Here is a 14,577-nt window from a genome sequence, read left to right on the forward strand (position 1 = left end):
CTATAAAGTTTCTTTCCTTGACAGTCAGAAACCTAGACAGGAAGCGGCGTGCGGCCGTTAAGGCGCTCCGAAAGACCCACAGATGCAGCAGGAGAGCCAGAATCTCCGTCGAATTGGTGAACGAGGGGGTGTGGCCCGGATGGGGTGGCTGAGGGGGCCGGCGGTTTCCTCGACGGGGGTGAAAGCGGGAAGATTGAGGTGGGGACAAATTGTCTGTCTCAGCCTCAGAGAAAAGAGCACGCCCATGAGAATCCTCGTTGTCTGTGGTGCCGGAGCGTCCAGTGCCTTCGTCGCCCACCGGGTCCGCCACACCGCAGAGTCACGCGGCCTCACGGTGTCTGTGCACGCGGGGAGCGAATCGGACCTGCCGGGCTCGCTCGGCCCGATCGACGTTCTGCTGGTCGGACCGCAGCTGGCGCCGCGCTACGAGAAGATCCGCAGCCAGGCCGTCAAGCTCGGGGTCGGAGTGGCAATGCTGGAGGCCACCGTTTTCGCCTCGCAGAACGGCGATGAGGCGCTGGACGCCGCCATCTACGCGTTCAAGTCGCGCGGCTGGGCAGAAGCCGCAAAGTAACGCAATGACCCAGCACCTTCTGGAACTGGTCAATGTGGTGACCGCGGGGTCTGCCACGACCCGGAACGACGCCATCCGTGAGGCCGGTGCGTTGCTCGTCCGTGCGGGCGCAGTGCGTGAGGACTACATCGACTCCATGTTCGAACGCGAAGCCAGCGTGTCGACGTACATGGGCAACTTTCTGGCGATCCCGCACGGTACCAACGACGCCAAGGCGTCGGTCATCCGGTCGGCCCTGTCGATCGTTCGCTACGCGGACCCGATCGACTGGGACGGCCACCCGGTGCGGTTCGCCGTCGGAATCGCCGGGCTCAACAACGAGCACCTCGAGATCCTCTCGAGAATGGCAGCCGTGTTCTCGGACGAGGGCGAGGTGCAGAGACTCCTTGACGCAGCCACCGCGGAGGACATCGTCAGGCTGCTCGACGACGTGAACGCAGAATGAGAGCACACGGATCGGTGCGGGAGAAGACCCTGAACCCGTGAATCCGTTCAGGGATTATAGGGAAGAATTGCCAAAAGGCAACTCTGTACCATAGAGTAAATCCTTGGTGTCTGATGCGCGCGTTTACGGCGTGTCAAACGCCACAATCCACGCACGACCAGCAATCAATACCCTAGCGATAGTGAGTTATGGCCAAAAAAGACGGTGTCATCGAAATCGAGGGCGCAGTAGTCGAAGCTCTTCCCAATGCAATGTTTCGCGTTGAGTTGACCAACGGCCACAAAGTTCTTGCCCACATTTCAGGCAAGATGCGTCAGCACTACATCCGCATCCTCCCTGAGGACCGCGTGATCGTGGAGCTGAGCCCGTACGATCTGACTCGCGGCCGGATCGTTTACCGCTACAAGTAACGAGTGCTGTAAGTAACGGCCCGAGGCGTTCCTGGGGTACGAAGACAGCGAATACAAGGACACATCATGAAGGTCAAGCCCAGCGTCAAGAAGATCTGCGACAAGTGCAAGGTCATCCGCCGTAACGGCAACGTGATGGTCATCTGCGAGAACCCGCGTCACAAGCAGCGTCAGGGCTAGCAGGTCGACAAGCCCGGTCACCGATTCCGGTAGCCAGGCCTGTCGAAGGCACACGTAATTGAACACAGAAAATAGCAGTGCCGGGAACCCCTCGGGGCGACACCATCGGTTGGAGGCCGATGTACAGGCACTGTTACAGACCTCCACTCATATACAGGAGAAGCCACAATGGCACGTCTAGCCGGCGTTGATATTCCTCGCGATAAGCGCGTGGAAGTTGCACTGACTTACATCTTTGGTGTTGGCCGTACGAGGGCACTCAAGACCCTCGCCGACACTGAAATCGATGGAAACATCCGAGTCAAGGATCTGAGCGACGATCAGTTGATCGCTCTCCGTGACTACATCGAAGGATCCTTCAAGGTAGAGGGTGACCTCCGCCGTGAGGTTGCCGCCGACATCCGCCGCAAGGTCGAGATCGGCAGCTACGAGGGCATTCGCCACCGCAAGGGCCTGCCCGTTCGCGGCCAGCGCACCAAGACCAACGCTCGCACCCGCAAGGGCCCGAAGCGCACCGTAGCCGGCAAGAAGAAGGCGCGCTAGGCCTCGGCCTCGCCCGTCTCGCCTACAGGATTCAGGAGAAATCATGGCAGCACCAAAGTCGGCCGCTCGGAAGCCGCGCAAGAAAGAAAAGAAGAACATCGCTGTGGGCCAGGCCCACATCAAGAGCACCTTCAACAACACCATCGTCTCGATCACCGACACCACCGGTGCGGTCATCAGCTGGGCGTCCTCAGGTGGAGTTGGCTTCAAGGGGTCGCGCAAGTCGACCCCGTTCGCCGCACAGCTGGCTGCCGAGTCGGCTGCCCGCCAGGCGCAGGAGCACGGCATGAAGAAGGTCGACGTCTTCGTCAAGGGCCCCGGATCCGGTCGCGAGACCGCCATCCGTTCGCTTCAGGCCGCCGGCCTCGAGGTGGGCTCGATCAACGACGTCACGCCCCAGGCGCACAACGGCTGCCGTCCGCCGAAGCGTCGTCGCGTCTAAGCACTCTCTATTGACCTGATCTCGACAGGCCCGACACCCGGTCTTCCGGTTGTCGGGCCTGTCGGGGGACGATCACCGTTTTTCTTTCACGTTCAACCCTCGCCACGCAAGTGTCATATAGCGGACACTTAGCCGAAAGGAATCAATAGTGCTTATCGCACAGCGCCCCACGCTCACCGAAGAGAACATCTCGGAGTTCCGATCCAGGTTTGTCATCGAACCTCTTGAGCCTGGTTTCGGTTACACTCTCGGCAACTCGATGCGCCGCACCCTCCTGTCCTCGATCCCCGGAGCCGCTGTCACCAGCATCCGGATCGACGGTGTGCTGCACGAGTTCAGCACCGTTCCCGGTGTCAAGGAAGACGTCACCGAGATCATCCTGAACATCAAGGGTCTCGTCATCTCCAGCGAGCACGACGAACCGATCACGGCTTACCTGCGCAAGCAGGGTGCCGGCCAGGTCACGGCCGCCGACATCTCGGCTCCGGCCGGAGTCGAGGTCCACAACCCGGAACTCGTCATCGCGACCCTGAACGACAAGGCCAAGTTCGAACTCGAACTGACCATCGAGCGCGGCCGCGGCTACGTGTCGGCCACCCAGAACCGCAACGAGTATTCCGAGGCCGGCCAGATTCCGGTCGACTCGATCTACTCGCCCGTGCTCAAGGTGACCTACCGCGTCGAGGCAACTCGTGCCGGTGAGCGCACCGACTTCGACCGCCTCGTCGTTGACGTGGAGACCAAGTCGGCGATTTCGCCTCGCGACGCCATCGCATCCGCCGGTCGCACCTTGACCGAGCTGTTCGGTCTGGCCCGCGAGCTGAACACCGCCGCCGAGGGCATCGAAATCGGCCCCGCGCCGGTCGACGCCGTGCTGTCGACCGAACTGTCGATTCCGATCGAGGACCTCGATCTGTCGGTTCGTTCGTACAACTGCCTCAAGCGCGAGGGCATCAACAACGTCAGCGAACTCGTCGCCCTCTCGGAGACCCAGCTGATGAACATCCGCAACTTCGGACAGAAGTCGGTGGATGAGGTCAAGGACAAGCTCGTAGAGCTCGGCCTGTCGCTGAAGGACTCGGTGCCCGGATTCGACGGCGCCCACTTCTACAGCGGCTACGACGAAGAAACCATCTAAAGCAGTCGCTCAGACTGTCTTTCGACTTTGATACTGGAGATAACCAATGCCTACGCCCACTAAGGGAGCCCGCCTCGGAGGCGGACCGGCCCACGAGCGCCACATGCTGGCCAACTTGGCCGCATCCCTGTTCACCCACAAGTCGATCAAGACGACCGAGACGCGGGCCAAGCGCCTTCGCCCGGTCGCCGAGCGACTGATCACGTTCGCCAAGAAGGGTGACCTGCACGCTCGTCGTCGCGTGCTCGCCACGATCGGCGACAAGAGCGTCGTGCACGAGCTCTTCACCGAGATCGCGCCGCAGGTTGCTCTTCGTGAGGGTGGCTACACCCGCATCACGAAGCTCGGCTTCCGCAAGGGCGACAACGCTTCGATGGTCCAGATGGAACTCGTTCTCGAGCCGCTGACCCCGAAGGTCAAGAAGGCCTCCGCGTCGAAGGCTGCCAAGCCTGCCGCGGAAGAGCCTGTCGCTGAGGCCGCTCCGGCCGACGTCGCCGAGGAAGCAACGGCTCCGGCCGACGCGGCCGACGCGGCCGTCGAGGCCGACGTTGTCGACGAGGCTGACGCCAAGTAGTCACGTTTCACCGTAAAAAGGGGTTCGACTTCGGTCGGGCCCCTTTTTTGCGCACCCGGCCACCCTGTGCTGGACATTTAGGCGGCTCCCCTTCGCCTACGAGCTTCAGTGAGCGGTCGCCTCCGGCAGCAGCGGGGGTAGCGGAGGCGCGTCGGGACCCGTCGGGGTCGGCCGCAGGAAGGCATCCGTTCGCCGTGGCGGTGGCACTCGTCCGAGCCGGTCCAGCGCAGCCCGGATCGCTTCCGTGTAGATTCTGCCGCCGGTCGGTCCCGGGTGGACGTTGTCTTCCGCCAGCACGTCGAGGTGCGGTGCGATCGCGTCGTGCCAGTCGGCGAGTTCGACCTGCCGGTAACGCGTGGAGAAGTCCGCCAGGGCGGCATTGACGCCCTCGGTCCAGGCGCGTTCGGCGTAGGCGTTGACCAGGATCAGCGTGCGACCGGGCCCGATCACGGCGCGGATGTCGGCCAGGTCGTCCCGGTCGATCGGGCCGTTGGTGCCGAGTCCGACCACGACCACCCGCCGGAGAGTGCCGGCGCGGGCCTGGTCGGCGAGTAGCTCCGGCGCAGCGCGCATGCCGCGCGAGACCGCGGCGTCGATTGCGATGCCGGGGAAGCCGGCCTGCAGTTCGGGGGCGGAGGCGAGCATGACCGAGTCGCCAACCGCGGTGATCCGGCTGCCGACCGGAGCCAGTGCGGCGGTGATCGCGGCCGACCGGGAGGCGCGGGCCTCGGCTCTGGCGGCCGCTCGGGTGGCGGCGGCCAGCGCCTGCTGGCCGCGTTCGATCTCTGTCTGGGCGCTGGTCTGACTGGGCGCCGTGATCAGCGCCGACATCGTGCCCGCCACCAGCACCAGTCCGGTCACCAGGGCCAGCCCGAGCAGGGCGCGCCGCCGCGGGGGACCCGTCCGGAGCGCAGCCAGCCGACGGATGCCGCCGCGCACCCCCAGCCGGCGGGCGGGCAGTTCGAGCCAGCGGTATGACCCGACGGCGGCCAGCAGCGTCAGCGCGGCTGCCAGCAACCCGGCTGCCGGCATCCCGGCCGGTGATCTCGTGGCCGCGGGCCAGGCCGCCAGGGTCAGCACGAGGACGGGCCAGTGCCAGAGGTAGATGCCGTAGGAGCGTTCCCCGAGGAACCGCAGTACCGGGGTGTCCAGCAGCGGGCCGAAGCGTCCGCCGCGCACCGCGGCCCAGATCGTGACCGCGGACAGCAGGCTCACCAGAAGCAGCCCGCCGCGGTACGTGACGGCGTCGGTGTCCGGCAGCCAGGCCGCAGTGCCGAGGAGGCCCGCGAGCGCCGCCAGGCCGAGCCAGGGCCGGGCCCCGCCCAGTACGGCCCGCACCCGCGGGGCGAGGGGGGAAGCGCCGCTGCGGTGCAGAGCCAGGGCCAGCGCGGCGCCGATGAAGAGGCCGAAACTGTGCGTGTCCGAACCGTAGTACACGCGGGTGGGGTCGGTTCCGGGCTGGTGCAGCAGCCCCATCCACAGCGCCGACGCCAGGGCGAGGCCGCCGACCAGGCCGAGGCGCACGGCGGGGCTGCGAATCAGCAACAGGCCGAGCAGAGCGAACGGCCAGACCAGGTAGAACTGTTCCTCGACCGCCAGCGACCAGAGGTTGCGGAACAGTTCGGGCTGGTCGGTTGCGAAATAGCTGCCCGACGCCGCGATCGACACCCAGTTGTAGCCGAACGTCGCTGCGCCGAGCACCTGCCAGCCGATGCCGACCAGGACGTCCCCGCCGATGGCCCAGGCCGCCGTGGCACAGGCGAGGACCAGGGGAATCAGCGGGGGGAGCAGTCGGCGGGCCCGGCGCTGCCAGAATCGGCCGAGCGAGACCCGGCCGGTTCGCTCGTGCTCGACGACGAGCAGGCCCGTGATCAGGAAACCGCTGATCACGAAGAAGACGTCGACCCCGACGAAGCCGCCGGGCAGCACCGCGGGGAAGAAATGGAAGACCACGACCAGGGCCACGGCGATGCCGCGCAGGCCGTCGAGTCCGGCCAGGCGCCGCGCAGAATCGCTCACGGTTTGCGGGCGGCGGGCAGGTGAGGGCTGGGGTTTGCTGGGTTTCATAACGGCTTCGGAGAACTATCCGGGTTCAACGATAACCCGGGGCGGCCCGTACACTTACCTGCGTGATTCTTCCCCCGGCGCCTGACGAGACCCAACGCCGAGGCACCACCCGGATCAGGCTGGATATCGCCTACGACGGCACCGGGATGTCCGGCTGGGCCACCCAGCCTGGCCTCCGCACGGTCCAGGGGCAGATCGAGGCCGGACTGGCGGGCATCCTGCACAGCCACCCGCCGACCCCGGTACTGACCGTGGCCGGGCGAACGGATGCCGGCGTGCACGCCCTGGGACAGGTCGCCCACTTCGATCTGAACCCCGACCAGGCCGACGGCCTCGTGCGCATCACCCGCGGCAAGGGCCGCCCGCCGACGCCGCTGGCGGTCATGGTGCAGCGGCGGCTCAGCGGAATCCTGGTCACCCAGCCCGAGATCGTGCTGAAATCGAGCATCATCGCCCCGGCCGGGTTCGACGCCCGCTTCTCGGCGCTCTACCGCCGGTACGAATACCGGATCGCGGACTCGGTTGCCGGGCACGACCCGCTGCAGCGGTTCCGCACCACCTGGCACGGCTTCCGCCTCGACGGGGACGCCATGCACGCGGCCGCCGCCACGCTGATCGGCCTGCACGACTTCGCCACCTACTGCAAGCCGCGCCCCGGCGCGACGACGATCCGCACGCTGCAGGAGTTCAGCTGGCGGCGCGACCCCGATGGCGTTCTCGTCGCCTCGGTGCAGGCCGACGCGTTCTGCCACAGCATGGTTCGCGCCCTCGTCGGCGCGTGCGTGGCCGTGGGGGAGGGGCGCCTGTCCGGGGACCGCCTGGTCGACCTCCGGATCGAACGGGCCCGTACCAGCGAATTCAAGGTCATGCCCGCCCAGGGGCTCACGCTGCTGAAGGTCGGCTACCCGGCCGACGAGTTGCTGGCGCTGCGTGCGCTGGAGACCCGGGCCCGGCGCGAACTCATCGACGACACGGAGTAGCTCGCCTCCGCATCCGTCGGCTTCACGCCCGGAATTGCGCTCGGGCGCCCACGGCGGTATCGTTGACCTTTGGTGTCTGTGCGTTGCAGCCAGGCACACGAACGTGAGCCCTCCATCGATCGTGTTCCCCCTCTGGGAACACACCCGGAGCGGGATTCACGAACACCTCCGTTCGAAACAAGAAAGCAGCACAATAGTGACGCGCACTTATACCCCCAAAGCAAGCGAAGTCCAGCACGACTGGGTCGTCATCGACGCCACAGACATCGTGCTCGGTCGTCTTGCCAGCCACGCCGCCATTCTCCTTCGCGGGAAGCACAAGGCAACGTTCTCTCCCCACATGGACATGGGAGATTTCGTCATCATCATCAACGCCGAGAAGATTGCCCTCACCGGCAAGAAGCTCGACCTGAAGATGGCGTACCGCCACTCCGGTTACCCGGGCGGCCTCACGGCCACCAACTATTCGGAGATGCTCGAAAAGCACCCGACCCGTGCGGTCGAGAAGGCCATCCGCGGCATGCTTCCGAAGAACACCCTCGGTCGCGCCCAGCTGGCCAAGCTCAAGGTCTACGCCGGCCCCGAGCACCCGCACGCCGCGCAGCAGCCGAAGCCGTACACCCTCGCCCAGGTCGCTCAGTAGCGCCGGCCTCCAGACTTTTCGATTCTAAGAAAAAAGGATTCACACCATCGTGGCGAAAATCGCAGATCAGATTGACCAGGCTCCGGAGAGCTACTCGACCGAGACCCCGGCCGAGACCGTAACCAAGGCGCCCCGCGCCATCCTCAACGTTCCCGGCGCAGCCGTCGGCCGTCGCAAGCAGGCCATCGCCCGCGTGCGCATCGTCCCCGGCTCCGGCACCATCACGGTGAACGGCCGCGAATTCGGGGACTACTTCCCGAACAAGCTGCACCAGCAGCTCATCAACGACCCGTTCAAGGTGCTCGACCTCATCGGCAGCTACGACGTCATCGCACGCATCACCGGCGGTGGCCCCTCCGGCCAGGCCGGCGCCCTGCGTCTCGGCATCGCACGTTCGCTGAACCAGATCGACGAAGAGAACAACCGCGCCATCCTGAAGAAGAACGGCTTCCTCAACCGCGACGCTCGCGTCAAGGAGCGCAAGAAGGCCGGACTCAAGAAGGCCCGTAAGGCTCCTCAGTTCTCCAAGCGCTAACAAGTCGGGAAGCACTGTAACAATGCCTCGACTATTCGGCACGGACGGCGTCCGGGGTCTGGCCAACCGTGATCTCACGGCTGGCCTGGCCCTGGGCCTCGCCCAGGCCAGCGCGGCGGTCCTCACTCAGGGCCGCCGCGCGGAGTTGCGCCTGGCAGAGGGTCGCAGACCCGTTGCGGTGCTCGCCCGGGATCCCCGGATCTCCGGTGAATTCATTTCTGCAGCGGTCGCGGCCGGGCTGGCCAGCTCGGGTGTCGATGTCCTCGACGCCGGCGTCATCCCCACCCCCGCCACCGCGTTCCTGATCGCCGACATCGGCGCCGACTTCGGCGTGATGATTTCCGCCTCGCACAACCCCGCCCCGGACAACGGCATCAAGCTGTTCGCCTTCGGCGGCACCAAACTTCCCGACGACGTCGAGAACCGCATCGAAGAGCACCTCACGATGGACGTGCTGATGCCCATCGGCGGCGACGTCGGTCGCATCCGCCGGTTCGCCGACGCCGAGGACCGCTATGTCGTGCACCTGCTCGGCACCCTGCCCAACCGCCTCGACGGCATCCACGTCGTGCTCGACTGCGCGCATGGCGCCGCCGCCGGCGTATCCCCGCAGGTCTTCACGGATGCCGGTGCCACACTGACCGTCATCGGGGCCGACCCCGACGGCATCAACATCAACGACGGGGTCGGGTCCACCCACCTCGACAACCTCTCCCGGGCCGTGCTCGAGGCCGGGGCCGACGTCGGAATCGCGCACGACGGAGATGCTGACCGCTGCCTTGCCGTCGACCGGGACGGCAACGTCATCGACGGTGACCAGATCATGGCGATCCTCGCGGTGTCCATGGCCGAGCGCGGCGTGTTGAAAGACCGCACCCTCGTCGCCACCGTGATGAGCAACCTCGGGCTGCGCAAGGCGATGGCCGCCAACGACATCCGCATGATCGAGACCAAGGTGGGCGACCGCTACGTGCTCGAGGAACTCAACGCCAACGGGCTCTCGCTCGGCGGGGAACAGTCCGGCCATGTGATCATGACGAAATATGCGACCACTGGCGACGGCATCCTGACCGGCCTGCACCTCGTCGCCGAGATGGCCCGCACCGGCAAGACCCTCGCCGAACTCGCCGCCGTGATGACCGTGTTCCCGCAGATCCTGGTCAACGTTCGGGGCGTCGACCACCACGCCCTGAAATCGGACGAGGTCATCGCCGAGGCCGTGCGCGTCGCGGAAGCAGAGCTGGGCGACACCGGCCGCGTGCTGCTGCGCCCGTCGGGCACCGAGCCCATGGTGCGGGTCATGGTCGAAGCGGCCGACCAGGCCACCGCCGACCGTCTGGCGCACCAGCTGGCAGACATCGTGCGGGAACAGCTCGCGCTGGCCCCGACGGCCATCTAGCCCCACGCGACCGGCCTCAGCCACCCGGCCCTCGCCGGCGGGCGGTCCACCTGGCCCCGCCGCGCCCGTTCCGCTGCCCGAGTGTGCCCGTTCCGGTCGAGAGTGCCCGGCACACCGGTCACTCTCGACCGGAACGGGCACTTTGGCGCCGGTGTCACACCTTGCGCAGCAGCACCTTGGACACGGCGTGGTTGGAGTCCTTGCGCAGCACCAGGGTCGCGCGTGACCGGGTTGGTCGGATGTTGCGCACCAGGTTGGGCTCGTTGATCTCGGTCCAGATTTCCCGTGACCGGCTCCGGGCCTCGGACTCGGTCATGGACGCGTAGCGGTGGAAGTACGACTTGGGGTTGCTGAATGCGCCCCGCTGCAACTTCAGGAACCGATCTTCGTACCACCTTGCGATGTCCTGGGTGCGGGCGTCGACGTAGAGAGTGAAGTCGAACAGGTCGCTGACGGCCAGCCCGTGGCCGGGCCCGGGGGGCTGCAGCACGTTCAGACCCTCGACGATGAGGATGTCGGGCTGACGCACCACGATCTGGGCGTCCGGCACGATGTCGTAGCTCAGGTGCGAATAGAAGGGCGACCGCACTTCGGCCGCGCCGCTCTTGACCGCGGCCACGAACCGCAGCAGGGCCCGCCGGTCGTAGGACTCCGGGAAGCCCTTCCGATCCATCAGACCGCGCCGGGTGAGTTCCGCGTTGGGCAGCAGGAACCCGTCGGTGGTCACCAGTTCGACGCGGGGGGTGTCCTCCCAGCGGGCCAGGAGCTCCCGCAGCAGTCGCGCGATGGTGGACTTGCCGACCGCGACCGAACCGGCCACGCCGATGACGAACGGCGTGCGCTGGGCGCGTTCGCCCAGGAAATCGCTCGTGGCCCGGTGCAGCTGGCGGGCACCGGCCGCGTACAGGTTCAGCAGCCGGCTGAGCGGAAGGTAGACATCCGTGACCTCGCCGAGGTCCAGCGGCTCACCCAGGCCCCGCAACTGCACGATTTCCGTTTCCCGGAGGGGAAGCCGGGTGGTCGGGGCGAGAGCGGCCCAATCGGCCCGGGACAGTTCCACGAAGGGGGTGCTGTGGTCGTTGTTCCAGGGACTCGCAACCGCATCGGACATTCCACACAGCTTACTCGGACTAATATCGCAGTCATGTGTGGAATCGTGGGTTACGTCGGAGACAACAAGAGCGTCCAGGTTTTGATGGGCGGTTTGCGTCGGCTGGAGTACCGCGGATATGACTCCGCCGGGATCGCGATCATCGACGCCGGCGGCGCCCTGAACACGGCGAAGAAGGCCGGCAAGCTCGGCGCCCTGGCCGCGGAACTCGAAGCCAACCCGATCAACAACGGGAACACCGGCATCGGCCACACCCGCTGGGCCACCCACGGCGGCCCGAATGACTCCAACGCGCACCCGCACCTGGGAGACAACGGCAAGCTCGCCCTGATTCACAACGGCATCATCGAGAATTTCTCCGTGCTCAAGGACGAGCTCCTCGCCGAGGGCTTCAGCTTCGAGAGCGAGACCGACACCGAGGTCGCCGCCATTCTGCTCGGCCGCGAATACCAGCGCGTCGGTGACCTGGCCGAGGCCTTCCGCGCGGTCGTTTCCCGGCTCGACGGCGCGTTCACCCTCCTCGCCGTGCACCAGGACCAGCCCGGCATCGTCGTCGGAGCCCGCCGCAACTCCCCGCTCGTGATCGGCCTCGGCGAGGGGGAGAACTTCCTCGGCTCCGACGTCGCCGCCTTCGTCGAATACACCCGCCGGGCCGTCGCCATCGGGCAGGACCAGATCGTGACGATCACGCCCGACCTCGTCACCGTCACCGACTTCGACGGCCACCCGGTCGAAACGGAAGAATTCGACATCGCCTGGGACGCCTCCGCGTCGGACAAGGGCGGCTGGTCCAGCTTCATGGCCAAGGAAGTCTCCGAGCAGCCGGACGCCGTCGCGAACACTCTGCGCGGCCGGATCGCGGGCACAACAGTGGTTGTGCCGGAGTTGGCCGCGTTCGGCGACGATGCGCTGCGGGACATCCGCCGAATCGTCATCGTCGCCTGTGGAACGGCGTCGTATGCCGGCCAGGTCGGAAAGTACGCGATCGAGAAGTGGACCCGTATCCCCGTGGACGTCGAGCTCAGCCATGAGTTCCGTTACCGCGACCCGGTGCTCACCGCGGACACCCTGGTGATCTCGATCAGCCAGTCCGGCGAAACCATGGACACCCTGATGGCCGTCAAGTACGCCAGGGAAGCCGGCGCCAGGGCCATCTCGATCTGCAACACCCAGGGCGCGACCATCCCGCGCGAGTCCGACGCCGTGATCTACACGCACGCCGGCCCGGAGGTGGCCGTGGCGTCGACCAAGGCTTTCGTCGCCCAGATCACCGCCCTGTATCTGTTCGCGCTCCACCTGGCACGAGTGCGGGGGAGCCTGAGCGAAGCCGAGCAGGCGGAACAGGTCGCCGAGCTGCAGGGCATCCCGGAGAAGATCGCGACCACCCTGCTCCAGGAACCGACGGTTCGCGAACTGGCCAACTGGATGAGCGACACCCGGGCCGTGCTCTTCCTCGGCCGGCACGTCGGCTTCCCGATCGCCCTCGAGGGCGCGCTCAAGCTCAAGGAACTCGCCTACATCCACGCCGAGGGCTTCGCCGCCGGCGAACTCAAGCACGGGCCGATCGCGCTGATCGAACCCGGCCAGCCGGTCTTCGTCGTCGTGCCGAGCCCCCGCGGCTCCGCGCACCTGCACCCCAAGGTCGTCTCGAATATTCAGGAGATCCGTGCCCGCGGTGCCCGCATCATCGCGATCGCCGAAGAGGGCGACGTGGCCGTGCTGCCGTTCGCGGACACCGTCATCCGCATCCCGCTGGCCGCGCCGCTGTTCGAACCGCTCCTCGCCGTGGTCCCGCTGCAGATCTTCGCGATGGCGCTGGCCACCGCGAAGGGACTGGATGTCGACCAGCCGCGCAACCTGGCGAAGTCCGTCACCGTCGAATAACAGCCGCGTCGAATTAGAGCCGCCACCGCAGAAGGACAGCCGCCACCGCAGGGTGGGCACCGGCAGGGCCGCAGCCGCCGGTGGAGAGGGGAGCCGCATGATCCGGGGAATCGGGGTCGACATCGTTGACCTCGCACGCTTCGAACGGCAGGTCCTGCGCACCCCCGGGCTGATACCCCGGCTCTTCACCGAAGCCGAACGCGCCCTCCCGGTGCACTCCCTCGCCGCGCGGTTCGCGGCCAAGGAGGCCCTGATCAAGGCCCTCGGCGACAGCACCGGTGTCAGCTGGCAGGAGATGGGCGTCATCACCGACACCCACGGCAACCCCGCTTTCGCGCTGCACGGCGCCGCCCAGGCCGCGGTGACGGCGCGCGGCGTGACATCCGTGCACCTCACCATGACCCACGACGCCGGGGTGGCCTGCGCGTTCGTGGTCATCGAGGGTGACGCATGAGCGGCTTCCGGGAAGCGGTCATCGACCTCGGCGCGGTCTTCGCCAACGTCGCGCACCTCAAGAGCGTAATCGGCACCCCCCACCTGATGGCGGTCGTCAAGGCGAACGCCTACGGCCACGGGGCCGTGCCGGTGGCCCGCACCGCCCTCGCCGCCGGAGCCGACTGGCTCGGGGTCGCGGACATCGACGAGGCCCTCGAGCTGCGTGCCGCGGGCATCGACGCGCCCCTGCTGGCCTGGCTGCACGATCCGGATGCCGACTTCGGCGCCGCCCTCGCGCGGAATGTCGACCTCGGGGTGTCCTCGGCGCGGCAACTGCGACAGATCACGGATGCCGCGGCGGCCCTCAGCGTCGTCGCCGGAGTGCAGATCAAACTGGAAACCGGCCTCAACCGAAACGGCGTGCACGAGCCGGACTGGGCCGAGGTCTTCGCTCTCGCCGCCGAGTTCGAGCGGGCCGGCCTGCTCACCGTCACCGGCATCTTCAGTCACCTCTCGAACGCGTCCGCCGCCGACGACGCCGAGGCGATCGAGCGCTTCGAACGTGGACTCAGCCTGGCCGCTGCGGCCGGACTGACCCCGACCCTGATCCACCTGGCCTCCACGGCCGCGGCCCTGCGGGTGCCGGCGGCGCGGTACACGATGGTGCGCGTGGGCATCGGAATGTACGGGCTGTCCCCGTTCGACGACCAGACGCCGCGCGACCTGGGGCTCACCCCGGCGATGACGCTGCGCGGGCGGGTCGCCGCCGTACGCCGGGTCGCCGCCGGCGCCGGAGTCTCCTACGACTACCTCTGGCGCGCGCCCGTCGACGGTTTCCTGGCCCTCGTGCCGCTCGGTTACGCGGACGGGGTGCCGCGGCAAGCCTCCGGCACCGCGCGCGTCACCGTCGGCGCCGCCACGCATCCCATCGTCGGGCGCATCGCGATGGACCAGTTCGTCGTCAGCGTCGGCGACGAGGCCGTGGAAGTCGGCGACCCGGTGGTGCTGTTCGGCGACCCCGAGGCGGGCGTTCCCGGCGCCACCGAGTGGGCCGAGGCCGCCGGCACGATCAACTACGAGATCGTCACCCGGATCGGGCATCGCGTGCCGCGCACCTACCTGAACCCGGACCCGGCTGACACGCCGCCGGCCTCCACGCAGCCCGCCACGCCGCCGGCCGCCACGCAGCCCGCCACGCCGCCGGCCGCCACGCCGCG

The 14,577-nt window shown here is 67.1% G+C and carries 17 protein-coding genes; 15 read left to right on the forward strand and 2 right to left on the reverse strand.

Annotated features, from left to right (window positions below):
* Window positions 1-244 precede the first annotated feature (244 nt).
* The 8 genes from E3T42_RS14140 to rplQ all read left to right on the forward strand — a co-directional run bounded on the left by E3T42_RS14140 (window position 245) and on the right by rplQ (window position 4,306).
* The gene (locus tag E3T42_RS14140) at window positions 245-574 is read left to right on the forward strand and encodes a PTS sugar transporter subunit IIB (RefSeq protein WP_134365627.1); all 330 of its coding nucleotides are present in this window, start codon (window positions 245-247) and stop codon (window positions 572-574) included.
* A gap of 4 nt (window positions 575-578) precedes the next feature.
* Window positions 579-1,019 (forward strand): PTS sugar transporter subunit IIA, encoded by a 441-nt coding sequence (locus E3T42_RS14145; RefSeq protein ID WP_134403194.1) that lies wholly within the window; start codon window positions 579-581, stop codon window positions 1,017-1,019.
* A gap of 188 nt (window positions 1,020-1,207) precedes the next feature.
* Window positions 1,208-1,429 (forward strand): translation initiation factor IF-1, encoded by a 222-nt coding sequence (infA, locus tag E3T42_RS14150; protein ID WP_022883252.1) that lies wholly within the window; start codon window positions 1,208-1,210, stop codon window positions 1,427-1,429.
* Window positions 1,430-1,495: 66 nt separating this feature from the next.
* A complete protein-coding gene (rpmJ, locus tag E3T42_RS14155; RefSeq protein WP_035834639.1) occupies window positions 1,496-1,609 on the forward strand; it encodes a 50S ribosomal protein L36 in 114 nt (37 codons plus the stop codon).
* Window positions 1,610-1,777: 168 nt separating this feature from the next.
* Complete coding sequence (gene rpsM / locus E3T42_RS14160) at window positions 1,778-2,152, forward strand: 30S ribosomal protein S13 (protein WP_134365629.1); 375 nt, start codon at window positions 1,778-1,780, stop codon at window positions 2,150-2,152.
* Window positions 2,153-2,195: 43 nt separating this feature from the next.
* Window positions 2,196-2,594 (forward strand): 30S ribosomal protein S11, encoded by a 399-nt coding sequence (gene rpsK / locus E3T42_RS14165; RefSeq protein WP_018191944.1) that lies wholly within the window; start codon window positions 2,196-2,198, stop codon window positions 2,592-2,594.
* 148 nt (window positions 2,595-2,742) lie between these two features.
* Window positions 2,743-3,732, forward strand: a complete 990-nt coding sequence (locus tag E3T42_RS14170; RefSeq protein WP_134365630.1) for a DNA-directed RNA polymerase subunit alpha — start codon at window positions 2,743-2,745, stop codon at window positions 3,730-3,732.
* Window positions 3,733-3,778: 46 nt separating this feature from the next.
* Window positions 3,779-4,306 carry a 50S ribosomal protein L17 gene (rplQ, locus tag E3T42_RS14175; RefSeq protein WP_134403195.1) on the forward strand — a complete coding sequence of 176 codons (528 nt, stop codon included), beginning with the start codon at window positions 3,779-3,781 and terminating at the stop codon, window positions 4,304-4,306.
* Window positions 4,307-4,411: 105 nt separating this feature from the next.
* On the opposite strand, the gene E3T42_RS14180 is transcribed toward rplQ, so the two are convergent.
* Window positions 4,412-6,325 carry an acyltransferase family protein gene (locus E3T42_RS14180; protein ID WP_241976187.1) on the reverse strand — a complete coding sequence of 638 codons (1,914 nt, stop codon included), beginning with the start codon at window positions 6,323-6,325 and terminating at the stop codon, window positions 4,412-4,414.
* A 194-nt stretch (window positions 6,326-6,519) separates the two neighbouring features.
* Between E3T42_RS14180 and E3T42_RS14185 the strand changes: the two genes are divergently transcribed.
* From E3T42_RS14185 to glmM, 4 genes are all read left to right on the forward strand, one after another.
* Window positions 6,520-7,353, forward strand: coding sequence for a tRNA pseudouridine(38-40) synthase TruA (locus tag E3T42_RS14185; protein ID WP_134365641.1), 834 nt, complete (start codon window positions 6,520-6,522; stop codon window positions 7,351-7,353).
* A 196-nt stretch (window positions 7,354-7,549) separates the two neighbouring features.
* Entirely contained in the window at window positions 7,550-7,996 is a 447-nt protein-coding gene (gene rplM, locus E3T42_RS14190; protein ID WP_104100940.1) for a 50S ribosomal protein L13, read from the forward strand.
* Window positions 7,997-8,045: 49 nt separating this feature from the next.
* Window positions 8,046-8,531 carry a 30S ribosomal protein S9 gene (rpsI, locus tag E3T42_RS14195; RefSeq protein WP_134365633.1) on the forward strand — a complete coding sequence of 162 codons (486 nt, stop codon included), beginning with the start codon at window positions 8,046-8,048 and terminating at the stop codon, window positions 8,529-8,531.
* A 22-nt stretch (window positions 8,532-8,553) separates the two neighbouring features.
* Window positions 8,554-9,930: a phosphoglucosamine mutase gene (glmM, locus tag E3T42_RS14200; protein ID WP_134365634.1), complete on the forward strand. Its 1,377-nt coding sequence runs from the start codon at window positions 8,554-8,556 to the stop codon at window positions 9,928-9,930.
* A gap of 154 nt (window positions 9,931-10,084) precedes the next feature.
* On the opposite strand, the gene coaA is transcribed toward glmM, so the two are convergent.
* Window positions 10,085-11,041: a type I pantothenate kinase gene (coaA, locus tag E3T42_RS14205; RefSeq protein WP_134365635.1), complete on the reverse strand. Its 957-nt coding sequence runs from the start codon at window positions 11,039-11,041 to the stop codon at window positions 10,085-10,087.
* A 33-nt stretch (window positions 11,042-11,074) separates the two neighbouring features.
* Here coaA and glmS point away from each other — a divergent pair, with 33 nt between their 5' ends.
* The 3 genes from glmS to alr all read left to right on the forward strand — a co-directional run.
* Window positions 11,075-12,925, forward strand: coding sequence for a glutamine--fructose-6-phosphate transaminase (isomerizing) (glmS, locus tag E3T42_RS14210; RefSeq protein ID WP_134365636.1), 1,851 nt, complete (start codon window positions 11,075-11,077; stop codon window positions 12,923-12,925).
* A 97-nt stretch (window positions 12,926-13,022) separates the two neighbouring features.
* A complete protein-coding gene (locus tag E3T42_RS14215) occupies window positions 13,023-13,379 on the forward strand; it encodes a holo-ACP synthase (protein WP_134365637.1) in 357 nt (118 codons plus the stop codon).
* Window positions 13,376-14,577, forward strand: a 1,202-nt coding sequence (alr, locus tag E3T42_RS14220) for an alanine racemase (protein WP_134403197.1), incomplete at its 3' end; no start/stop codon positions are given. The genes E3T42_RS14215 and alr, both read left to right, overlap by 4 nt.

Origin of the sequence: Cryobacterium sp. TMT4-10 (assembly GCF_004403275.1) — a bacterium.
Taxonomy (GTDB): domain Bacteria; phylum Actinomycetota; class Actinomycetes; order Actinomycetales; family Microbacteriaceae; genus Cryobacterium; species Cryobacterium shii.

Excerpts from the sequence above, each read along its gene's own strand:
- E3T42_RS14140 (WP_134365627.1), top strand. The coding sequence starts at position 245 with ATGAGAATCCTCGTTGTCTGTGGTGCCGGAGCGTCCAGTGCCTTCGTC.
- E3T42_RS14145 (WP_134403194.1), top strand. The coding sequence starts at position 579 with ATGACCCAGCACCTTCTGGAACTGGTCAATGTGGTGACCGCGGGGTCT.
- infA (WP_022883252.1), top strand. The coding sequence starts at position 1,208 with ATGGCCAAAAAAGACGGTGTCATCGAAATCGAGGGCGCAGTAGTCGAA.
- rpmJ (WP_035834639.1), top strand. The coding sequence starts at position 1,496 with ATGAAGGTCAAGCCCAGCGTCAAGAAGATCTGCGACAAGTGCAAGGTC.
- rpsM (WP_134365629.1), top strand. The coding sequence starts at position 1,778 with ATGGCACGTCTAGCCGGCGTTGATATTCCTCGCGATAAGCGCGTGGAA.
- rpsK (WP_018191944.1), top strand. The coding sequence starts at position 2,196 with ATGGCAGCACCAAAGTCGGCCGCTCGGAAGCCGCGCAAGAAAGAAAAG.
- rplQ (WP_134403195.1), top strand. The coding sequence starts at position 3,779 with ATGCCTACGCCCACTAAGGGAGCCCGCCTCGGAGGCGGACCGGCCCAC.
- E3T42_RS14185 (WP_134365641.1), top strand. The coding sequence starts at position 6,520 with ATGTCCGGCTGGGCCACCCAGCCTGGCCTCCGCACGGTCCAGGGGCAG.
- glmM (WP_134365634.1), top strand. The coding sequence starts at position 8,554 with ATGCCTCGACTATTCGGCACGGACGGCGTCCGGGGTCTGGCCAACCGT.
- coaA (WP_134365635.1), bottom strand. The coding sequence starts at position 11,041 with ATGTCCGATGCGGTTGCGAGTCCCTGGAACAACGACCACAGCACCCCC.
- glmS (WP_134365636.1), top strand. The coding sequence starts at position 11,075 with ATGTGTGGAATCGTGGGTTACGTCGGAGACAACAAGAGCGTCCAGGTT.
- E3T42_RS14215 (WP_134365637.1), top strand. The coding sequence starts at position 13,023 with ATGATCCGGGGAATCGGGGTCGACATCGTTGACCTCGCACGCTTCGAA.